Raw genomic sequence first — 20,127 nt, 5'->3', positions numbered from 1 at the left:
CATAACATTATCATTTAGACGTCTAAGCGTCTTGATTGCCAAATACTAACATCGTGTTATAGTGGCTTCAACAACAGCATTACAATCGGTAATTATACAATGAGCAATAAGCCACTGATTCCTGAAAGTAAACTCCCTTCGCTTGGCACCACTATATTTACCCAGATGAGCGCGCTGGCGCAGGAGCACCGGGCGATCAACTTGTCGCAGGGGTTCCCGGATTTTGACGGGCCGCGCTACCTGCAGGAGCGCCTGGCCTATCATGTCGCTCAGGGGGCTAACCAGTACGCGCCGATGACCGGCGTCCCGGCCTTGCGTGAGGCGATTGCCGATAAAACCGCTGAACTGTACGGCTATCATCCGGATGCCAACAGCGATATTACCGTCACGGCGGGGGCGACCGAAGCGCTGTATGCGGCGATTACCGCGCTGGTCCGCGCCGGTGATGAGGTTATCTGTTTTGACCCAAGTTACGACAGCTACGCGCCGGCCGTGGAGTTGTCCGGCGGCGTGTTGAAACGTATCGCTTTGCAGCCGCCCCATTTTCGCGTTGACTGGCAGGCATTTGCCGCGGCGCTTAGCGAACGCACCCGGCTGGTTATCCTGAACACGCCGCATAATCCGTCGGCGACGGTCTGGCAGCGCGAGGATTTTGCCGCGTTGTGGCAGGCGATTGCTGACCATCAAATTTATGTGATCAGCGATGAGGTCTATGAGCATATTTGCTTTGCGCCGCACGGGCACGCCAGCGTACTGGCCCACCCGCAGCTGCGCGAACGGGCGGTGGCGGTCTCTTCATTTGGCAAAACCTTCCACATGACCGGCTGGAAAGTGGGGTACTGCGTGGCACCGGCGGCGATAAGCGCTGAGCTGCGCAAGGTTCATCAGTATCTGACCTTCGCGGTGAATACGCCGGCTCAGCTGGCTATCGCCGATATGCTGCGCCATGAGCCGGAGCACTATCGTCAGTTGCCGGAATTTTATCGCGAGCGGCGAGACTTGTTTGTCGATGCCCTGCGCAGTAGTCGTCTGGAGATTTTATCCTGTGAGGGTACCTACTTCCTGCTGGCTGACTACAGCGCGGTTTCCGATCTCGATGATGTCAGCTTCTGCCGTTGGCTGACGACCGAAGTGGGCGTCGCGGCGATCCCGCTGTCGGTGTTCTGCGCCGATCCGTTCCCGCACAAGCTCATCCGCCTGTGCTTTGCAAAACAACCGGCAACTCTGCTGGCCGCAGCGGAACGTCTCTGCCAGCTGTAGTTATTTTACGGTCCACGCCTGAGAAAATTGCCGGTCGCCAAACAGTTCGGCAAGACCGCTAATTTGCTTCAGGCGTAACACTTCGTCCGTATCCATACCCAGTTCCTGACTGATTTTCGCGTCAGACCAGCCAAGGTTCGCCAGCTCATGGACGATCTCTGACATGGCCGGGATCTGATGGCGGCCCCGCGCGCGGTTATGGCGAATGGTGGCGGCCATCAGCGTATCGCGACTGGCTGAATGGTTTTCCAGGCAGGCGACCGGCAGATAGCCGTTTAGCTGTTGTTTTAACGGCGCTTTATTTCTGGCAAGCTCGTGGCGATGGAATCCGTCGACGATGGTGTAGCGCGCCTCATCTTGTCTGAGCACCACGATGGGTTGCGTAAAACCGTCCGTTTTCAGCGAAGTGAGCAGCAGGCGTTTTTCCGGCGGGGCGAGGTTGTTGGGGTTGTAATCATTTGGCGAGACGCGTTCCTGCTTTACCCACAGCACGCAGTCAACGGGATGGGATTTGAACGGGCTGTAATGGTGTAAAAGCTGGCGAAAAGCGTTCAGCGCCTCGACGCGCTCCGCATCCTGAAGAGTGTTCAGATAGCGCTCAAGGTCGTGCATTATTTGTTGTTGCATAAGATCCCCCATTGCTGGCGTTTTTGACTCATTCGTTCGCGGTAGCGCCGGTAATGGCTGGATTTGGTCGGGCTGAAAGAGAGCATGCGGCACCAGTAATCGTTATTCAGTAGCACTTTGCAGATGCGTCTCCAGGACGGAATATCCTTCGCGCCGGTATCGGCCTTCTGGAGGTCAGGTATATCCTCCATCCCCTGTTTTTGATACCAGCGCAGATAGACGGCAATTTTATTCCGGTAATGTTCGGCCGTTTTTTCCGGCATGCTGTCGAGTAAAAACAGGGCGTAGCTCTTCCAGCTATGATGTCCGGGCTTCTCCAGCTTGCGATGCCCGTAGAACTGGTTATCCTGGCCGGCGTAGATGCCGCCGCCGCACGCGCCGCTTACCCGCCGACACATGGCGGCCCAGCGTTCAGGTTCCAGTACGTGATAAAGCCAAAGCCCCTGGCGTTGTTCCGGACCGAAAGGTTCACAGATACGCATGTAGCGCAGCGGTACACCGGCCTGATACATCAGATCATAGAGTGGGTTATAAGCGAGTCCGCTTTTGGCAAACCATGTCCAGATATCGGCGGTTTTCCAGTCATAAATAGGGTAGGTGTACCACGCGTGGCCTCCCGGCGCTGCGGTGGTCCAGGGTTTATCATCGGCAAAGCGCTGTTTGCGCCGCGACGAGATGGTGATGAATCGGTTAAGGGATTCATCCGCGCGGATGCCGATTAAGACCGCAGCGGGACGGCTGGCGGCAAACCAGTCGGCGAATTCGCGAACAAAGTTTTCGAAGCTCATCCCCGGGACATAAAAAGAGAAATAGCCGGGGTCGGTAATGGCATGGGGCGGCGGCTGGCGCACCCATCGGGCGTCTGGTTGCCAGCATTGCCATTCCGGCGTGAACTGACTGAGTGAGTTCTGCGTGGTTAACGGCAGGGCAACCCAAAAAAACTGTTCGATGACATCCTGATACGCTTCCCGGAGCGCTTCGCAATGGGTAATGGTGCAGGAGAACTGCGCTTCCCAGTCGATAAACAGCACGTTAATTTTGCGGCCTGTACGTCGCGCGTGAAGCGCGGTCAGATGCAGCATCAGGGTGGAGTCCTTGCCACCGGAAAAAGAGACGCAGAGACGAGGGAAATTATCCATCACCCATTCAATGCGTTTCTGCGCGGCTTGCAGAACGGACTCGGGCAACGGGTATTTTATTAATGTCACGATCTCTGTTCCTTAGGTGCAGTTGACGATTTAATGGCATGTCATGCTACGACAGAAAATAATTTCCGTCATTTTTTATGGTTTTATATTAGGCTGGAATATTGATTTTTATTTAATTATTCATGATATGAATTGTTTTCCTGCGGTTGCAGGTTGATTATTTTATCGAGCGGCGAGGAGAATATGGGCATATTTATCTGCGTCTGGTGATAAATCATGTAGATAATAATAGATGGCACCGGAACGGGCAGCACTCTCAAGTTCAGATTGAAGAGCGGGTGGTTCAGTATGGCTTTCGGCACAAAGCCGATAAGGTCGGTCTGGTTAATCATATTAATGAGCGCCAGCAGCGAATCGCTACGAAAGGTCATCATTCGGTCGGGTAAGCTTTTTTTCATTTGCGCATGAAAATTCTTTATGCCGACCTCCGTGGAAAGATAACCGGCGAAGCTTTCCCGCAGGATGGCGGCACGATCGTTCAGTTCATCTACCCGCGGATGGCGTTCACCGCAGACCAGTGCCATCTCAGCCTCCAGGAAGGGCTGGCAGAATATCTCCGCGCTTTTACAGGGGGATAAACTGAGTATCAGGTCCGCCTTGCGCTGCGAGAGCAGACTTTCCACCGAGTCGCTGGTGAGCTGGAGGTCATGGTGTTCCACCTGCATATTGGGAGTCTGGTAGAGAGCGTGGATTAATTGTAAAGAGTCGGAGGGAATAAATAACTGAGGGCTATAAATGACAAAACGTTTTTTTAAGTTGGCCGGGTTGACGAGAGAAATCGTCTTCTCTAGCTGGCTTAAGTTTTTTTCGAGGAGATAATGCAAGTTGATGCTCGTTTGGGTGGGCGTAATGCCTTTTCCCGAACGAATAAACAGCGGATCGTTAAGCTGAGTGCGCAGGCGTTGCAATGACTGGCTGACGGCGGAGGGGGTAATAAACAGTGCTTCCGCCGCTCGACTGATGCTCAGATGCTGATAGATGCATTCAAAAATAACCAGCAAGTTAAGATCGAATTTTTTCAGGCCGTAAAGGTTCGCCATTGCTAATATCCGGATAAAGTCGTGGTGATAAAAGTTATTAATATTTTGTATTTATTTTTTGTAATGATTGATTTGATGAATTTATTAGGGCGTTTATTCTTCGCCATGACTGAATGTATATGACTGGAGAGGCGTAAGCCAGGTTCTTTTTCCTTAAGCACCTGGCCAGAAAGCCGCACCGGGCGGGTTACTTTTCTCCCATCATGGTCTGCAACTTGTCGGCTTCAGGCAGCCCGACCACCTGCTGCAGCATATTCTCTTTGTTCATGTAGTAAATGGCAGGCGTGGCGTTCGCGCCGAGTTGATCCATTAACTGCTGGTTCTCACTGACGATCTTCATTTTTTGCGGGGAGAGATTCGCCGGGATTTTTATGTTCATTTTTCCGGCGGATTGTTCGTAGTCATGCCAGGTTTTCGCCGGATCCGCGGTGGCGAGGATCGCGGCGGCCGTCGCCGGGCTTTCGGGCTTGATGACGCCAACCAGCAGCGTGCGAATCTGTACTTTGCCGGACTCTACCCACGGACGGGCCTGTTGCCAGAATTTCAGGCAGTACGGGCAGAAGGGGTCGGCAAAGACATACAGAATGACCGGCGCCTCCTTTTTCCCTTCCTGTAGCCAGCTGGCGGCTTCCATTTTCTTCCACAGCGCCTGGCCCGCCGGCGTGTAGAGTTCTTTCTGGAACAGCTGTTCGCTCAGGTTAGTGCCATTCTCATCGTACATATAGCCGGAAATGGCGTGCTTGCCGTCGGGGGTCAGATAGATAGTGACCCCCATATCCTGATACTTCCCCAGCCATCCCTTCATCCCACCCGGCGCCTCGAAGGGCTTAATGATGGTAATTCCCTGTTTTTCTATCGCTTTTACAGGAGCTGGCAAATCTTCAGCCTGGCTGAAAAAGGGTAAAAAACTGAGAAAAAACAGACGCTTTAACATGGTTATTCCTTGTTAAATCAATGTGTAAGGTAAGAAGATGATGCTGCCTATCACAGCTATAGGTAAGACCTGCCCGCGAGCGGATTGCCCTTTATTACCGCGGATGGTGTAATCGGCCTTGCTGTTACATTAAGGTAATGTAGAGCGCAACACATAGCCAGCTTGTCTGGCACTGAACCTACCTGCGGGTATTTCAGGTAACGGGGCCGCCTGAAGAGGGCGGCCTTTTTACTTTCAGCGCGGCGGGATGCAAAAAGTAACGAAACGCGGCGATCGTCGCGACGGGTTCACAAAGCTGTCTTGTTCCGGTTGTTAGATATCGCTTATTGATTTGATAATGCAAACACATTGGTCGAATCAGCAAAAGTTCGTTACCTTAGACCTCAACGAAAACACGGAGGAAGTATAGATGTCCTTGATTAACACTAAAATCAAACCTTTTAAAAACCAGGCATTCAAAAACGGTGAATTCATCGAAGTTACCGAGAAAGACACCGAAGGCCGTTGGAGCGTCTTCTTCTTCTATCCGGCTGACTTCACCTTCGTATGCCCGACTGAACTGGGCGACGTGGCAGACCATTACGAAGAACTGCAGAAACTGGGCGTAGACGTGTACTCCGTTTCTACCGATACCCACTTTACTCACAAAGCATGGCACAGCAGCTCTGACACCATCGCAAAAATCAAATATGCGATGATCGGCGACCCGACTGGCGCCCTGACCCGTAACTTCGACAACATGCGTGAAGACCAGGGTCTGGCAGACCGCGCAACCTTCGTTGTTGACCCGCAGGGTATCATCCAGGCTATCGAAGTTACTGCTGAAGGTATCGGCCGCGACGCATCTGACCTGCTGCGTAAAATCAAAGCTGCTCAGTATGTTGCTTCTCACCCAGGCGAAGTTTGCCCGGCAAAATGGAAAGAAGGTGAAGCGACTCTGGCGCCATCTCTGGACCTGGTCGGCAAAATCTAAAATTCACTACGCCTTTCGCGCTACAGGTGCGTTGGCTATGCTTCGTCCCCCCGGTTACTGACTGATGTAAGCTCCCGGGGATTCATAAGCTTGCCGCCTTGCTGTAACACGAAATGCTTGCGAATTTATCCTCAAGCGGGTGCATCTGCGCCCGTTTTATTTCAACACCATGATGCAAGCCGCATTCAGGCCGCCCGCAAGGCAGCTTGCATGATGATGTTTTTTAAGCAGGAGATTAAAAATGCTCGACACCAACATGAAAACCCAGCTCAAGGCCTACCTTGAGAAACTGACTAAACCTGTTGAGCTGGTTGCCACGCTGGATGACAGCGCAAAATCGGCAGAAATCAAGGAACTGCTGGCTGAAATTGCCGAACTGTCGGCAAAAGTGACCTTCAGAGAAGATAACAGCTTGCCTGTCCGCAAGCCCTCTTTCCTGATCGCGAACCCCGGTTCCCTTCAGGGGCCGCGCTTTGCCGGTTCCCCGCTGGGACATGAATTTACCTCTTTGGTGCTGGCGCTGCTGTGGACCGGCGGTCATCCGTCCAAAGAGACCCAGTCGCTGCTTGAGCAGATCCGCGATCTGGACGGTGATTTTGAGTTTGAAACCTATTACTCGCTCTCTTGCCATAACTGCCCGGATGTCGTGCAGGCGCTGAACCTGATGGCGGTACTGAATCCGCGTATCAAACATACGGCGATTGACGGCGGGACTTTCCAGAATGAGATTACCGATCGCAACGTGATGGGCGTCCCGGCGGTCTTTATGAATGGCCAGGAGTTCGGTCAGGGGCGTATGACGCTGGCGGAAATTGTCGCTAAAGTCGATACCGGTGCCGAAAAACGGGCGGCGGAAGAGCTGAATAAACGCGATGCTTATGATGTGCTGATTGTCGGTTCCGGCCCGTCAGGCGCCGCTGCGGCGGTCTATTCTGCGCGTAAAGGCATTCGTACCGGTCTGATGGGTGAACGTTTCGGTGGTCAGGTGCTGGATACCGTGGATATCGAAAACTACATCTCTGTGCCGAAAACGGAAGGGCAGAAGCTGGCCGGGGCGTTAAAAGCGCACGTCAGCGACTATGCTGTGGATGTGATTGACTCTCAGAGCGCAGCGAAACTGATTCCGGCTGCGGTAGAAGGCGGCCTGCATCAAATTGAAACGGCCTCCGGCGCGGTGCTGAAAGCGCGCAGCGTAATCATTGCCACCGGGGCAAAATGGCGCAACATGAACGTGCCGGGTGAAGATCAGTATCGCACCAAAGGGGTGACCTATTGCCCGCACTGCGACGGCCCGCTGTTTAAAGGTAAACGCGTGGCGGTCATCGGCGGCGGTAACTCCGGCGTTGAGGCGGCCATCGATCTGGCGGGTCTGGTAGAACACGTGACCTTGCTGGAGTTCGCCCCGGAAATGAAAGCCGACCAGGTCCTGCAGGATAAAGTCCGCAGCCTGAAAAACGTCGATATCATTCTCAACGCTCAGACCACTGAAGTCACGGGCGATGGCAGCAAAGTGACCGGCCTGCAGTATCGTGACCGGGTCAGCGGGGATGAGCACCATATCGGGCTGGCGGGGATTTTCGTGCAGATTGGTCTGTTGCCGAACACCAACTGGCTGGAAGGCGCCATCGAGCGCAACCGGATGGGGGAAATTATCATCGACGCGAAATGTGAAACAAACGTCAAGGGCGTATTTGCCGCCGGCGACTGCACAACCGTACCGTACAAACAGATCATTATCGCTGCGGGCGAAGGGGCGAAAGCTTCGCTGAGTTCGTTCGATTATCTGATTCGTACCAAAACCGCATAATAAAGTAAGACGACACCTGCATATAAAGAGGCTACCCCCAGGGTAGCCTCTTTTGCGTTCGGTGTTAGCGAACGACCATCACCGGAATATGGGCGTGGCGGATAACGCTTGAGGCATTGGAGCCAAGTAAGTGGGTGCTGATAGAAGGGTTACGCGAACCAATCACCACCACATCGGCTTTAATTTCGTTCGCCAGTTCATTGACCATGTCCCGCACGCTACCAAAGCGGACGTGCATTTTAATCCGCGCAGGGTCGATGCTGAAATGCCCGGCCATTGTTTTCAGACGCGTTTCCGCTTCGTGCTGTAAGTGCTCTTCAAAACGACGCAGATCGGCGGTAAAGCGGCTCATCGTGAAGCTGGACGATCCGGGTAATACGTGGAGCAGGTGAATAATGCCATCCTGCTGGGCCAAAAACTCCGCGTGGCGGACGGCCTTGTCGCTCAACTCCATCTCAAAAACATCAACGGGCATAATGATAGTTTTATACATATGCATTCCTCCTTGTTCGCCTGTTTCTATATCAACACATTATAGGAAGATATAGTGTCATTCAGCTCGCAAAACTGTCAGCTCAGGCGGATAGGGGGGTAAAATTTTGTCAGTACCACGAGAGAGGGGGTGCAGAAAGAGGATGCGAAGACATCCTCTGAATAAAGCGTGAAACGCCTCAGGCAGCGGGAGAATTAACGATGAAACTCACCTGCGGCTTCCGGCTGGTAAAGCAGCTCCAGCACTTCGAGATGGGCCGATGCTCCGCCCGGTAACTCCCAGTGGATGGCACTGCCGACTTTCAGGCCGAGCAGCGCGGCGCCAACCGGGGCGAGCACGGAAAGCTGGGTTGCGCTGTCCGTCACCTGCGAGGGAAACACCAGTGTCCGCACGCGCTCTTCACCGCTGGTCAAATCGCGAAATCTGACTTTGCTGTTCATGCTGACGACATCATGCGGCATTGCTTCCGGTGCCAGCATTTGCGCACGATCCAGTTCGTCGTTCAGCGCATCTGCCACTGGGGAATTAGCGAAAGCCGGCTGTTCGAGCAGCCTGTCGATGCGTTCTGCATCGAGCTCATTAATGATGATTGCGGGTCTGGTCATCGCATACTCCGTGTTATCCAGGAACCTGTCCGTAAAAGAAAACCCTCACCGAAAGGCAAGGGTTAATGTCGTCCCATCATACTGAGACTTGTCGGCAGTTTGAAGTGATTAAACGCACATTAAGCGATGATCGCCGAAAGGGAGAGATGAAATTTATGATAATGCCGTCACAACCGAAAAATCTGTCTTATCCTTTTTAAGCGGTATCAGGTAGTACCCTTCCAGTACAGGAGACTGAAATGAGCGGTTTTGACAAACTTACTCTTAACGACGGTAGTTATCTGTATTTTAAAGACTGGGGAAGCGGGCAACCGGTGGTATTTAGCCACGGCTGGCCGTTAACGGCTGATGCTTTTGAAGATCAAATGCTGTTTCTCGGATCGCAGGGATTCCGCGTGATTGCTCACGATCGTCGAGGACATGGTCGTTCGGCTCAGCCCTGGGAAGGGCACAACATGGATCGGTATGCTGACGATCTGGCTCAGCTCACCGCCCATCTGAATTTGCGCGATGCCGTTCATGTCGGACACTCCACCGGCGGCGGGGAGGTTGCGCGGTATATTGGTCGGCACGGGACTGAGCGAGTGGCGAAAGCGGTGCTGATTGGCGCCGTGACGCCGATTATGATTCAGACGGATTTTAACCCGAACGGCGTTCCCAAAGCGGTATTCGACAGCATCAGGGAGGGCGTTATCGAGGATCGCGGAGCGTTCTTCTATGAGCTGACCGCCGCATTCTACGGCTACAACCGTGACGGCGCCAAAGAGTCAAAAGCGGTACGCGAAGGGTTTGTCGAGCAGGGATTACAGGGGTCAATAAAAGCGCTTTACGACTGCATTAAAGCGTTTTCTGAAACCGACCTCCGTGAAGACCTGCGTAAGATGACGATCCCGACGCTGGTGATTCATGGTGATGATGACCAGATTGTCCCGTTTGAAACCTGCGGGAAAGTGGCGGCGCAGCTGCTGCCTGACGGCGAATTAAAGGTCTATCAGGGCGGGTCTCACGGGATCTGTACGACCCATAAGCACCAGATTAACCAGGATTTGCTGGATTTTATTCGCGCATAATCGACCGGCGGCTTACGCCGCCGAATCATCAGTTGCCGGCTTTATCAATCACAAATTGTTTGCCGCAATTCCCCGGATGAGGCTGAGGCAAGAGGCCATTGGCTGAAAGCGGTTGATTGATGGCCTCCGCTTTGATGGCGATTTGTATCTCGGTTAAATAAGCCGGATTGCCGTTACAGGTCAGCTTGAATGCTTTCACGCTCTGCTTACCATATGCCTGCGCGACGGCGGCATCGAAGTCATCGCGGCTGACGCTCTGCCCGTAATGCTTCGCCAGAAAGAGGCCCAGCGGGCTCTGCTTCACTTCACTATCAAGACGCACCATCGTGCCAAAGTAGCTATCGGGATCGAAGCCGAAGCAGACGCCGTGTTTCGCATATTCATAACGCTCGAGACACGAATTGCCGCCGGCGCCCGGCATCACGCTGTTGAGTTTATTCGCCATCTCCAGCGACAGCCCGGTTTCAGCGGCCTGGCATTTACGCCCGGCTTTGACTTCAGGCATGTTGGGGACAGGGCGGGTGGCGCAGCCAAAACGCATCCAGCGCCGATCGTCGACGCCGCGCGCCGCAATGGATTTTGGCAAGCCAGGCCAGAGGCCATGTACCGTCAGGAAATCTGCTTTATTCGGTAGTTCCTGCTGCAAACGACACTCTTCCGGCTCGCTACGGTTTCTGTCATGCATGCTCTGGCAGAACCCTGTTTGCCATGACAAAGCCAGTACATAACGGTCGAAATCGCCATATTGCGTTGCGGTGAGTGGTTCAGCGCCAGCCTGGGTTGCCGTTAACAAAAGGGCAATGGCGACGAAATCCTTCCTGAACATTTTTAATCCTGATAGTGGGTGACAATGATTTACAGGAAATGATTAAAGCATAAAAAAGGCGCCGGCTGGCGCCTTTTCGCGTTAATTAAAGCGCGCTAGCGGGTACCAGAACTTCGGTGGCGATAATCACCACCAGCAGACCGACGATAACCGGAACAGAGGTCCGCTTCACCACTTCAAAGGGGGAGATTTTGGCCATCCCGGCAACGGCAACCACGACGCCCGAGACCGGCGAAATAGTACGACCCAGGTTTGAAGCCTGTAGCATAGGAATGGACAGATAGGCCGGGTTGATGCCTGAAGAGTGGGCTAATTTCGGGATCATCTCTACGAAGGCGTAAAACGGCGCGTTACCGGAACCGGTGGTCATTGCCGCCAGCATGGTCAGAATGACCAGCACCAGCATTAAAATGATGCTTGCCGAGCCAAATGATGTGGCAATTGAGATCAGGCTATTGATAAAGCCAATGGTGCTCAGACCCTGGGCAAAGACGCCAGCGGCCACCAACAACATGACGACGCCGGCGAAGGCATCGGCCATACCGCGATAGGCGACCTCCAGTCCGGCGAAAACGTTTTTCGTATTAAAGCCGCGAACGAACTCCAGCACGGCCGCCAGCAGCATGCAGAGCACGAGGATGGCGATAATATGCAGTTCCGGGCCCCATTTCCCGTCGAAAATCAGGACGCCGATAATTGGCGTAAAGGGCAGAAGGGCGTAGAAGGCGGGGGCGGTGGTGGTGAGTTCGTTCACATCGAGCATTTCGTGCGCGACGTTCTCTTTTTTATCCAGGTAGCGCTGCCAGAAGTAGTGGGCAATGGCCATGCCGATAATCGCGACGATGGAGATCGGCAGCGTGGTTTTAAACGCAAAGTCGATGAGCGGCATTTCTGCGGCTTTGGCGGCCAGCACCACGTCGCCGGAGGTCGGAGAGAGGATAATCGCGGCCGGCGAGGCGCAAATGGCCGCCGCGGCGCCGCGACTGATACCGACATTCACCATCACCGGGAACAGGGTGGCCATCAGCAGAACGCCCAGGCCGGTCGCCGAGGAGACGGCCAGCGACATCAGGCAGGCGACGAAATAGGCGGCGATCATCAGCAGATAGGGGGAGTTAATGTAGCGCAGCGGCTTAGAAGCCAGCTTCACCACCATATCGTTGGCGCCAATATGGGTCATATAGGTGGCGAATCCGCAGAGCATCATGATCATCATGCCCAAATCGCCGCCGCGGCTCATCAGGAGAATTTTGACGTATTCGATGATATCGGTTGCGGAATACCCCGTGCTTTTCGTATCGCCGGGTAAAATCTTGTGTCCCATCAACGCGCTGACGATAAGTAACGTCAAACCACCGACGAAGAGCACGCCGGTGGCGGAATAGCCTTTTATGATATAGCGGGCAACGCCCACAATGACCACAATGCCAATCAGAATCTCAACTAGCGTAAGCATTTTTTACCTCTAAGCCTTTCACCCAAAGAATCTGCTAATAAATAAAGTGAAGAAAAAATTAAGTAAGCGAATGTGCCTAATTCATGGGCAAAACATGCTGATGCAAATCAATAAACCGATGAGAATCCTGCTATCATCAGTCGAGGGGCGGCCGCTATCACAAAACGGAAAGGTGAAAAGCTTGCTGTTTTTCCGATCATAAATCAGAAACTTACCTGATTTCGTTAAGGCAATATTAAGATTATACTTGTTAACTTATTGCGCTTTAAAATTGATATTGGTAAGAGATAAGTGTTGAGACAACGTCATTTCGTATTGTTTTTTATTAGTTTTTTAGGGGTAATGCTCTCTTGTGGCGTGGCTAACGCGTCGTTTACGTCGACGATTCGCGATGGGTATAACACCTTAAGTGACAACGTCGGGCAGACCTGGCAGGAACCTGAACACTACGATCTGTATGTTCCCGCGATTACCTGGCATGCCCGTTTTGCCTATGACAAAGAAAAGACCGATAAGTATAACGAGCGTCCGTGGGGGGCAGGATTCGGGGTTTCCCGCTGGGATGATAAAGGCAACTGGCACGGCCTGTATCTGATGGCCTTTAAGGACTCGTTTAACAAATGGGAGCCGATTGGCGGCTATGGCTGGGAGAAAACCTGGCGTCCGTTAGCCGACGACAATTTTCATCTTGGTCTGGGGTACACGCTGGGCGTGACGGCGCGAGATAACTGGAATTACATTCCCATTCCGGTCATTTTGCCACTGGCATCCATTGGTTATGGTCCTGCAACCTTCCAGATGACCTATATCCCCGGGACCTACAATAACGGTAACGTCTACTTTGCCTGGGCCCGTTTTCAGTTTTAGACTGGCATAACTTAGCAATAAAAGAGCTAAGTCGTTTGTCCTGTGAAAAAACAACAACTAAGGCGTGACCTCCTAAAAAAGATAGCGATATTTGTCACTTTTTAAGAAACTTGGACTGGACAAAAGGCATCACAATTGATGTACTGGTGTCCGACACAGTATCAGTGTCGTTTTTTCATATAAAGGTAATTTTGATGTCTAAGATTAAAGGTAACGTTAAGTGGTTTAATGAATCCAAAGGATTCGGTTTCATTACTCCGGAAGATGGCAGCAAAGATGTATTCGTACACTTCTCTGCAATCCAGTCCAACGGTTTCAAAACTCTGGCTGAAGGTCAGCGCGTAGAGTTCGAAATCACTAACGGTGCCAAAGGCCCTTCTGCTGCAAACGTAAACGCTATCTAAGCATTGCGTCAGTAGAATATAAAAACCCGCTCAACGCGGGTTTTTTTTTGCCTGCCGTTAGCGACTGGCCGCATGGGAAAAGAGCCAGAATGCCGTTGCCGTCATGGCGAATGAGCCTAACAGATTGGCCAGAATGTTCAGCAGCGCCCAGCTGAAACGCCCCTGTTGCAGCAGGAAAAAGACCTCTGATGAGAAGGTTGAAAACGTCGTCAGCCCGCCGCAAAATCCGGTAGTGAGCAGCAGTTTCCACATTGGGTCAATGTTTGTCAGGCGATTAAACCATGCCAGCCCGGCGCCAATGATAAACGCGCCCAGCAGGTTGGCTGCAAGTGTGCCCATGGGAATCGCGTGATGCATTGGATTGAACTTCATTCCAAGCCACCAGCGCAAAACGCTGCCGGTACCACCACCAACAAAAACGGCTAAAAGTAGTTGTGACACTCTCATTCCCTGCTATTTGGTTAATACAGGGGTTTGAGTGTAGCGCGCAAAATGCGTCACTGGCTACAAAATACCTGACGGGAGAAGAGAATGCGGGTTGCTGCGGGACAATTTGCCGTAACGGCGGACTGGCGAGTCAATGCGCGTACCTGCGTGGCGTTGATGCACCAGGCGGCCGGGCAGGGGGTATCATTGCTGGTATTACCGGAAGCGTTGCTGGCGCGTGACGACAGCGATCCGGATCTTTCGGTAAAGTCGGCGCAGGAGATGGATGGCGGTTTTCTGCAGCTGCTGCGGGATGAAAGCCATCATCATGGTTTATTAACCACGGTGCTGACGCTGCATGTGCCTTCCGGCGAGGGGCGAGCGACGAATACGCTGGTGGCGATACGCCAGGGTGAGGTGATTGCCCAGTACCAGAAGCTCCATTTGTATGATGCGTTTGCGATGCAGGAGTCGCGCCTTGTCGATGCCGGGCGACAGATTCCACCGTTGATTGATGTCGACGGGGTACGCGTTGGTCTGATGACCTGTTACGATTTACGCTTTCCCGAGCTGGCGTTAACGCTGGCGCTTAACGGTGCTGAAGTGCTGGTGTTGCCCACCGCATGGGTCAGAGGGCCAATGAAGGAGTATCACTGGAGCACGCTACTGGCGGCCAGGGCTCTGGATACGACCTGCTATATCGTGGCGGCGGGCGAATGCGGAACCCGCAATATTGGCCAGAGCCGCATTATCGACCCGATGGGGACGACGATGGCGGGAGCAGGGGACGGGCCGCAGATGATTACTGCCGACATTTCGACAGCGTCGCTGCGCCAGGTTCGCGAGCGTTTGCCGGTATTGAAGAACCGTCGCTTTGCGCCACCGCAATTATTGTGATGTTTTTTTAAACAAGGCTTGATTCACCTTGTTACAGATTGCTATTGTGTCCGCGCGTCAAATAGCCGTTAATTGTTCGCGTGTATGATGGCGTATTCGCAGCTTGTTTTAGAGAAGAAGGTTATCTATGGGTGAGATTAGTATTACCAAACTGCTGGTTGTCGCAGCACTGATTATTTTAGTGTTTGGTACCAAAAAATTACGTACGCTGGGTGGAGACCTGGGTTCCGCTATCAAAGGCTTCAAGAAAGCCATGAACGACGATGACGATAGCGCGAAGAAAACCAGTGCGGAAGAAGACGCTCCGGCACAGAAGCTCTCTCATAAAGAGTAATTAAAGGCGCCTTCCCCGACAGCGAGAGGGGGTTACCGGCAGGCGAGAGTCTGAACGTTGAAGAGGCTGCAGCGATAAGCGTTGCGGCCTCTTTTTATTGCCCGTGCACGAAAAAGTATAAAAAAATGCAACCAGTTGTTACCAGAGGCAGGGAAAGGTCAGGCGAGCGGGGTAAAAACGGACCGCCGCGCGAAAGGGTTCACGCGGCGATTGAGGGGCTGTGAAATTTACTTCACTTCCATCCCTTTGGCTTGCAGGTCGGCATGATAAGACGAACGAACGAACGGGCCGCAGGCGGCGTGGGTGAAGCCCATCGCCATCGCTTCGGCTTTCATCTCTTCAAACTCGTCCGGGCTGACGTAGCGCTGAACCGGCAGGTGGTGACGGCTTGGCTGCAGATACTGGCCCAGAGTGAGCATGGTCACGCCATGGCGACGCAGGTCGCGCATAACTTCGATGATCTCTTCGTTGGTCTCGCCGAGGCCGACCATTAAACCTGATTTCGTCGGGATCTCCGGATGCGCTTCTTTAAAACGCTCCAGCAGCTTCAGCGACCAGTTGTAGTCGGCGCCTGGACGAACCTGACGATACAGACGCGGCACGTTTTCCAGGTTGTGGTTAAACACATCCGGCGGAGTCACCGTGAGGATATCCAGCGCGCGATCCATACGGCCACGGAAATCAGGGACCAGGGTCTCAATCTTAATCGTCGGGTTTTTCTCACGAATAGCGCTGATGCAATCGGCAAAGTGCTGAGCGCCGCCGTCGCGAAGATCGTCGCGGTCAACGGAGGTCACGACGACATAGCGCAGGCCCATATCGGCGATAGTTTGCGCGAGTTTCTGCGGTTCGTTGGCATCCGGCGCCACCGGACGACCGTGCGCAACGTCGCAGAAAGGGCAGCGGCGGGTACAAATCGCGCCGAGGATCATAAAGGTGGCCGTTCCGTGGTTGAAGCATTCCGCAAGGTTTGGGCAAGAAGCTTCTTCGCACACGGAGTGCAGACCGTTCTTACGCATCGCTGCTTTGATTCCCTGGATACGGGACGAGTCAGCCGGAAGTTTGATTTTCATCCATTCCGGTTTTCTGAGCAGAGCTTCACGCTCAGTTGCCACGTTTTTCACCGGGATAAGGGCCATTTTATCGGCGTCGCGGTACTTAACACCGCGTTCCATCACAATGGGTTTACTCATAGCGTGCGTGTTCCAGTTGCGAGTCACGAAGGAAAGCGAATCAATTCAAGGAAATGTTGTATTTATCAACTATTTTTGAATTAAGGACAGGCAGTATACCATTGATATGGGACAGAAAGCAGCCTACCTGTTCGGCAAATTGTAAAATAGTTGTTGTTTTATGCTTATCCTCACGTGCTTTATTGTTTAAACGACTGACGAACCACCTCGATGACCTGATTCAGCAACGGTTCCTGCGCGCTTATCCGGTTGTAATGCAGTGAAATCTCAATGCGTTGTTCGGGTGATTGAGCGTAGTCGTAGTCGAGCCTTGCCAGCGACCACGTACGCGCCAGCAGAGAAAACATCTGCTCCGGCATCAGCCCTATCATATCGCTTTGGCTTATCAGCGCCGCCTGGGCAAAAAGGTTGTCGCTGCTGAAGCCGCAGCGGCGTTCTCCCGGGGGCCCCTGCAACTGCCGGTATATTGCCGGATAGCGCTGGCCCGGCGGCAATATCAGGGCAAACTCATACTGGCGCAGATTCTCTTCGGTTAACGGCATTGGTAACGCCGGATGTCCTTCGCGGCAATACATCACCAGCCGATCTTCAAACAGCAGGTGATGCACGATGGCCTGGTTTGTGTAGGTCTCGCTGTCGATCAGCAAATCGACCTGGCGTTGAGTCAGCTGACTGCTGGCATCGGTAATGGCGACGTTGTGTAACCGGATCTGGGGAAAAGAGGGCCTGAGCGCGTGCGCAATCGCCGGGATGACCAGAGCGCCGATAAAGGGGGAGGTCGCGATGGTGATGGCGCGTTGCTGAACCGCCCCGCCGGCCAGGTCGAGGGCGCTGAGGAAGGATTCCATTCCCTGGCTGATGTACTGGTGAAGATGGGTCGCGTACGCCGTAGGCGTCACTCCCTGGCCTTTACGGATAAACAGCGGGTCGGGGAACAAAGCGCGCAGTTTATTTAGCGACTGGCTGATCGCCGATGGCGTAATGTTCAGCACTTTCGCGGCATTGACGATGCCCTTGTGGACATACACCGCTTCAAAAATGGTCAGCAGGTTCAGATCCACATTACGCAGAATACGGAAGGCCTGGCGGTCGCGGTGCGGTTCCCACGGTGTGGGCGACTCTGATGACGGCGTGTTATTTTCCACTCAGCGCTTCCTTGTTATCGGAGATAGCGCAAGTATAGCGGCCAGCAGAGACGCTGTGCGTGACATTTAATTGCAAATATAATGGCTTAACTATCGATAATGCGGATGTCGCGCCCCGGTGACAGGGACGCGAGCGAGCGGGGGCTAAGCGGCGGCAATCATCTCGTGAGGCGGGTTGCCGAGCAGAGCCAGCAGGTTGGCAACCAGATGAGGCGCCACCATCTGCGGCTGAATGTCCGGCTGCCACTGGCGCATTTGGGCCATCTCCATTCCGGCATAGCCGCAGGGGTTAATCCGCAGGAACGGCGACAGGTCCATCGCAATATTCAGCGCAAGCCCGTGAAACGAACAACCTTTTCGGATACGCAAACCCAGCGAACAGATTTTTTGCTCGCCGACGTAGACGCCGGGCGCATCGGCGCGAGGATGCGATTCAATCGCGTATTCCGCCAGCGTGTTGACCACGGTCTGTTCCAGCAGGGTAACCAGTTCGCGCACGCCCAGTTTGCGCCGCTTGAGGTTCAGCAGAACATACATCACCTGCTGTCCTGGTCCGTGGTAGGTTACCTGGCCGCCGCGATCGCTTTGAATGACCGGAATATCGCCCGGAACCAGCACGTGTTCAGCTTTTCCCGCCTGGCCCTGAGTAAAGACCGGAGGGTGTTCGACCAGCCAGATTTCGTCCAGCGTGGTGTCGTCGCGGGTGTCGGTAAATTCATGCATCGCCTGCGAGACCGGTTCGTAAGGTTGCAGGCCAAGTTGACGGATAAGGATTTTGTTATGCTGCAAAACAACGTCTCCGCAGAGAGAGAAGTGACTGAGGGGGGAGTATATCACAGCATAACGGGGAGGGATGACCCGGCGCAGGGCCGGGTCAGGGAATGGGTTACAGCACCATCCGGACGATGTCGATATTGCCCAGCTCTTCGTACAGGGTTTCGACCTGCTCGATATGGGTCGCGTTGATGGTGATAGACACCGAGTGGTAGTTCCCTTTGCTGCTCGGTTTTACCTGCGGAGAGTAATCACCAGGCGCATGGCGCTGTACCACTTCCACCACCTGATCAACCAGCTCAGGCAACGCCTGCCCCATTACTTTGTAAGTAAATGGAGTAGGGAATTCAAGCAGTTCGTTAAGTTTGGTTTTCATGTCAGCTCCGGTATTACGACAAAAAATAATAACTCCCACCAGGAGTGGGAGTTATCAGGTTACTTTGATGATTAGTATATGGGGATGTAAATCACACTTTCAAGCGTTCGATTTTTAACCAAACCAGTGGTGGAACATTAACTTGATGTAATCAATCATTTTTCCGAAGAAATTGCCTTCAGGAATTTCTTGCAGGACCACCAGCGGGCGCTGATCGATCGTTTTACCGTCCAGCTGGAAGTTAATGGTGCCGACCACCTGGTTTTTCTGCAGCGGTGCGTGCAGTTCGGTATTGTTCAGCACATAGCTGGCTTTCAGGTCTTTCATGCGGCCACGAGGAATAGTCAGATAAACGTCTTTATCGACCCCCAGCGAAGCGCGATCGCTGTCGCCAAACCAGGCAGGTTCGGAAGAGAACTCTTTCCCGGCTTTCAGCGGATTAACGGTTTCGAAGAAGCGGAAACCCCAGGTCAGCAGCTTTTTGCTTTCGGATTCACGGCCTTTGAAGGTGCGACCGCCCATAACGGCGGAGATCAGACGCATCTGGCCTTCGGTCGCCGAGGCGACGAGGTTATAGCCCGCTTTGTCGGTATGGCCGGTTTTTATTCCGTCGACGTTCAGGCTGTTATCCCACAGCAGACCGTTACGGTTCTGCTGACGAATGCCGTTAAAGGTGAACTCTTTTTCTTTATAGATGGTGTATTCGTTCGGTACGTCGCGGATCAGCGCCTGGCCAATCAGCGCCATATCGCGCGCAGAGCTGTACTGCCCGTCGGCATCAAGGCCGTGAACGGTCTGGAAGTGGCTGTTTTTCAGGCCCAGCGCATTGACGTAGTTGTTCATCAGGCTGACGAAGGCATCCTGGCTACCGGCGACGTAGTCGGCCATAGCGACGCAGGCGTCATTACCCGACTGCAGGTTGATGCCGCGGATCAGCTGAGAAACCGGCACCTGCATACCCGGTTTCAGGAACATCAGTGAAGAGCCTTTAAACACCGGGTTACCGGTTGCCCACGCATCGTTGCCCACCGTAACCAGGTCGGTTTCTTTAAACTTGCCCGCTTTCATGGCCTGACCGATGACGTAGCTGGTCATCATTTTGGTCAGGCTCGCCGGGTCGCGGCGGGAATCGGCGTTATTCTCCGCCAGCACTTTGCCCGAATTGTAATCAATAAGGATCCAGGATTCGGCGTCAATCTGCGGCGCGCCTGGGATCATGGTTTTGAGATTCAGGTCATCGGCGTGGGCAGCGGAAGAGAGCGCTGCAACGGAGAGGGCCGTAACGAGTAAACGTGCGGTGAAAGAGGTCTTCATGGTCAGAACAACGGCATCCGTGATGGAGTTAAAAAAAGTGCCCTACTATAACAAATGCTCCGTGGACCGGCATCCGACATTGCGCATGACTTTGTTAA

Annotated in this window: 22 protein-coding genes; 8 read left to right on the top strand and 14 right to left on the bottom strand. The window is 53.4% G+C overall.

Features of this window, described 5'->3' with window-relative positions:
* Nucleotides 1–114: 114 nt before the first annotated feature.
* The gene (locus CWM52_RS21485) at nt 115–1,260 is read left to right on the top strand and encodes a pyridoxal phosphate-dependent aminotransferase (protein WP_165785423.1); all 1,146 of its coding nucleotides are present in this window, start codon (nt 115–117) and stop codon (nt 1,258–1,260) included.
* Here CWM52_RS21485 and CWM52_RS21480 read toward each other — a convergent pair whose 3' ends face one another.
* The 4 genes from CWM52_RS21480 to dsbG all read right to left on the bottom strand — a co-directional run bounded on the left by CWM52_RS21480 (nt 1,261) and on the right by dsbG (nt 5,069).
* Nucleotides 1,261–1,887, bottom strand: a complete 627-nt coding sequence (locus tag CWM52_RS21480) for an IbrB-like domain-containing protein (RefSeq protein ID WP_100685932.1) — start codon at nt 1,885–1,887, stop codon at nt 1,261–1,263.
* Nucleotides 1,872–3,095 carry a phosphoadenosine phosphosulfate reductase gene (locus tag CWM52_RS21475; protein ID WP_100685931.1) on the bottom strand — a complete coding sequence of 408 codons (1,224 nt, stop codon included), beginning with the start codon at nt 3,093–3,095 and terminating at the stop codon, nt 1,872–1,874. Before CWM52_RS21475 ends, CWM52_RS21480 begins: the two co-directional genes overlap by 16 nt.
* A 116-nt stretch (nt 3,096–3,211) precedes the next feature.
* On the bottom strand, nt 3,212–4,135 hold the full coding sequence (gene citR, locus CWM52_RS21470; protein ID WP_100685930.1) for a DNA-binding transcriptional repressor CitR: 924 nt from the start codon (nt 4,133–4,135) through the stop codon (nt 3,212–3,214).
* A gap of 187 nt (nt 4,136–4,322) precedes the next feature.
* Nucleotides 4,323–5,069 carry a thiol:disulfide interchange protein DsbG gene (dsbG, locus tag CWM52_RS21465; protein WP_100685929.1) on the bottom strand — a complete coding sequence of 249 codons (747 nt, stop codon included), beginning with the start codon at nt 5,067–5,069 and terminating at the stop codon, nt 4,323–4,325.
* A 409-nt stretch (nt 5,070–5,478) separates the two neighbouring features.
* On the opposite strand from dsbG, the gene ahpC reads away from it, so the two are divergent.
* Together ahpC and ahpF are read left to right on the top strand one after the other, a co-directional pair.
* Complete coding sequence (gene ahpC, locus CWM52_RS21460) at nt 5,479–6,042, top strand: alkyl hydroperoxide reductase subunit C (RefSeq protein ID WP_100685928.1); 564 nt, start codon at nt 5,479–5,481, stop codon at nt 6,040–6,042.
* Between the two features lie 241 nt (nt 6,043–6,283).
* On the top strand, nt 6,284–7,849 hold the full coding sequence (gene ahpF, locus CWM52_RS21455; RefSeq protein ID WP_100685927.1) for an alkyl hydroperoxide reductase subunit F: 1,566 nt from the start codon (nt 6,284–6,286) through the stop codon (nt 7,847–7,849).
* 64 nt (nt 7,850–7,913) lie between these two features.
* Here ahpF and uspG read toward each other — a convergent pair whose 3' ends face one another.
* Nucleotides 7,914–8,342, bottom strand: a complete 429-nt coding sequence (gene uspG, locus CWM52_RS21450; protein ID WP_100685926.1) for a universal stress protein UspG — start codon at nt 8,340–8,342, stop codon at nt 7,914–7,916.
* A 194-nt stretch (nt 8,343–8,536) separates the two neighbouring features.
* Nucleotides 8,537–8,947 (bottom strand): nucleoside diphosphate kinase regulator, encoded by a 411-nt coding sequence (gene rnk / locus CWM52_RS21445; RefSeq protein WP_032688893.1) that lies wholly within the window; start codon nt 8,945–8,947, stop codon nt 8,537–8,539.
* A 239-nt stretch (nt 8,948–9,186) separates the two neighbouring features.
* Between rnk and CWM52_RS21440 the strand changes: the two genes are divergently transcribed.
* Nucleotides 9,187–10,017 (top strand): alpha/beta fold hydrolase, encoded by an 831-nt coding sequence (locus CWM52_RS21440; protein WP_100685925.1) that lies wholly within the window; start codon nt 9,187–9,189, stop codon nt 10,015–10,017.
* Nucleotides 10,018–10,045: 28 nt separating this feature from the next.
* On the opposite strand, the gene rna is transcribed toward CWM52_RS21440, so the two are convergent.
* Together rna and dcuC are read right to left on the bottom strand one after the other, a co-directional pair.
* Complete coding sequence (rna, locus tag CWM52_RS21435; protein WP_100685924.1) at nt 10,046–10,843, bottom strand: ribonuclease I; 798 nt, start codon at nt 10,841–10,843, stop codon at nt 10,046–10,048.
* A gap of 85 nt (nt 10,844–10,928) precedes the next feature.
* Entirely contained in the window at nt 10,929–12,299 is a 1,371-nt protein-coding gene (gene dcuC / locus CWM52_RS21430) for an anaerobic C4-dicarboxylate transporter DcuC (RefSeq protein WP_100685923.1), read from the bottom strand.
* A 291-nt stretch (nt 12,300–12,590) separates the two neighbouring features.
* On the opposite strand from dcuC, the gene pagP reads away from it, so the two are divergent.
* Together pagP and cspE are read left to right on the top strand one after the other, a co-directional pair.
* On the top strand, nt 12,591–13,166 hold the full coding sequence (gene pagP / locus CWM52_RS21425; protein ID WP_100685922.1) for a lipid IV(A) palmitoyltransferase PagP: 576 nt from the start codon (nt 12,591–12,593) through the stop codon (nt 13,164–13,166).
* Between the two features lie 194 nt (nt 13,167–13,360).
* Nucleotides 13,361–13,570 carry a transcription antiterminator/RNA stability regulator CspE gene (gene cspE / locus CWM52_RS21420; RefSeq protein ID WP_004859511.1) on the top strand — a complete coding sequence of 70 codons (210 nt, stop codon included), beginning with the start codon at nt 13,361–13,363 and terminating at the stop codon, nt 13,568–13,570.
* A 57-nt stretch (nt 13,571–13,627) separates the two neighbouring features.
* Here the strand turns inward: cspE and crcB are convergent, their stop codons facing one another.
* Nucleotides 13,628–14,011, bottom strand: coding sequence for a fluoride efflux transporter CrcB (gene crcB, locus CWM52_RS21415; RefSeq protein WP_100685921.1), 384 nt, complete (start codon nt 14,009–14,011; stop codon nt 13,628–13,630).
* Nucleotides 14,012–14,101: 90 nt separating this feature from the next.
* Here crcB and CWM52_RS21410 point away from each other — a divergent pair, with 90 nt between their 5' ends.
* Nucleotides 14,102–14,893: a deaminated glutathione amidase gene (locus CWM52_RS21410; protein ID WP_100685920.1), complete on the top strand. Its 792-nt coding sequence runs from the start codon at nt 14,102–14,104 to the stop codon at nt 14,891–14,893.
* A 127-nt stretch (nt 14,894–15,020) separates the two neighbouring features.
* Nucleotides 15,021–15,227 carry a twin-arginine translocase subunit TatE gene (tatE, locus tag CWM52_RS21405; protein ID WP_004859519.1) on the top strand — a complete coding sequence of 69 codons (207 nt, stop codon included), beginning with the start codon at nt 15,021–15,023 and terminating at the stop codon, nt 15,225–15,227.
* Between the two features lie 227 nt (nt 15,228–15,454).
* Here tatE and lipA read toward each other — a convergent pair whose 3' ends face one another.
* The 5 genes from lipA to dacA form a co-directional block, all read right to left on the bottom strand.
* Entirely contained in the window at nt 15,455–16,420 is a 966-nt protein-coding gene (lipA, locus tag CWM52_RS21400) for a lipoyl synthase (protein WP_100685919.1), read from the bottom strand.
* A 179-nt stretch (nt 16,421–16,599) separates the two neighbouring features.
* On the bottom strand, nt 16,600–17,565 hold the full coding sequence (locus CWM52_RS21390) for a YbeF family transcriptional regulator (protein WP_100685918.1): 966 nt from the start codon (nt 17,563–17,565) through the stop codon (nt 16,600–16,602).
* A gap of 144 nt (nt 17,566–17,709) precedes the next feature.
* Entirely contained in the window at nt 17,710–18,354 is a 645-nt protein-coding gene (gene lipB, locus CWM52_RS21385) for a lipoyl(octanoyl) transferase LipB (RefSeq protein WP_100685917.1), read from the bottom strand.
* A 97-nt stretch (nt 18,355–18,451) separates the two neighbouring features.
* Nucleotides 18,452–18,715 (bottom strand): DUF493 family protein YbeD, encoded by a 264-nt coding sequence (ybeD, locus tag CWM52_RS21380; RefSeq protein ID WP_004859527.1) that lies wholly within the window; start codon nt 18,713–18,715, stop codon nt 18,452–18,454.
* Nucleotides 18,716–18,829: 114 nt separating this feature from the next.
* Nucleotides 18,830–20,029, bottom strand: coding sequence for a D-alanyl-D-alanine carboxypeptidase DacA (dacA, locus tag CWM52_RS21375; protein WP_100685916.1), 1,200 nt, complete (start codon nt 20,027–20,029; stop codon nt 18,830–18,832).
* Between the last annotated feature and the right edge of the window lie 98 nt (nt 20,030–20,127).

This window comes from Raoultella sp. T31 (genome assembly GCF_002806725.1).
Classification (GTDB): domain Bacteria; phylum Pseudomonadota; class Gammaproteobacteria; order Enterobacterales; family Enterobacteriaceae; genus Klebsiella; species Klebsiella electrica.
This window is presented reverse-complemented; position numbering and strand designations above follow the sequence as displayed.

Excerpts from the sequence above, each read along its gene's own strand:
- tatE (WP_004859519.1), top strand. The coding sequence starts at position 15,021 with ATGGGTGAGATTAGTATTACCAAACTGCTGGTTGTCGCAGCACTGATT.
- rna (WP_100685924.1), bottom strand. The coding sequence starts at position 10,843 with ATGTTCAGGAAGGATTTCGTCGCCATTGCCCTTTTGTTAACGGCAACC.
- citR (WP_100685930.1), bottom strand. The coding sequence starts at position 4,135 with ATGGCGAACCTTTACGGCCTGAAAAAATTCGATCTTAACTTGCTGGTT.
- uspG (WP_100685926.1), bottom strand. The coding sequence starts at position 8,342 with ATGTATAAAACTATCATTATGCCCGTTGATGTTTTTGAGATGGAGTTG.
- CWM52_RS21440 (WP_100685925.1), top strand. The coding sequence starts at position 9,187 with ATGAGCGGTTTTGACAAACTTACTCTTAACGACGGTAGTTATCTGTAT.
- rnk (WP_032688893.1), bottom strand. The coding sequence starts at position 8,947 with ATGACCAGACCCGCAATCATCATTAATGAGCTCGATGCAGAACGCATC.
- ahpC (WP_100685928.1), top strand. The coding sequence starts at position 5,479 with ATGTCCTTGATTAACACTAAAATCAAACCTTTTAAAAACCAGGCATTC.
- CWM52_RS21410 (WP_100685920.1), top strand. The coding sequence starts at position 14,102 with ATGCGGGTTGCTGCGGGACAATTTGCCGTAACGGCGGACTGGCGAGTC.
- dcuC (WP_100685923.1), bottom strand. The coding sequence starts at position 12,299 with ATGCTTACGCTAGTTGAGATTCTGATTGGCATTGTGGTCATTGTGGGC.
- lipA (WP_100685919.1), bottom strand. The coding sequence starts at position 16,420 with ATGAGTAAACCCATTGTGATGGAACGCGGTGTTAAGTACCGCGACGCC.
- ybeD (WP_004859527.1), bottom strand. The coding sequence starts at position 18,715 with ATGAAAACCAAACTTAACGAACTGCTTGAATTCCCTACTCCATTTACT.
- dsbG (WP_100685929.1), bottom strand. The coding sequence starts at position 5,069 with ATGTTAAAGCGTCTGTTTTTTCTCAGTTTTTTACCCTTTTTCAGCCAG.
- cspE (WP_004859511.1), top strand. The coding sequence starts at position 13,361 with ATGTCTAAGATTAAAGGTAACGTTAAGTGGTTTAATGAATCCAAAGGA.
- ahpF (WP_100685927.1), top strand. The coding sequence starts at position 6,284 with ATGCTCGACACCAACATGAAAACCCAGCTCAAGGCCTACCTTGAGAAA.
- CWM52_RS21480 (WP_100685932.1), bottom strand. The coding sequence starts at position 1,887 with ATGCAACAACAAATAATGCACGACCTTGAGCGCTATCTGAACACTCTT.
- dacA (WP_100685916.1), bottom strand. The coding sequence starts at position 20,029 with ATGAAGACCTCTTTCACCGCACGTTTACTCGTTACGGCCCTCTCCGTT.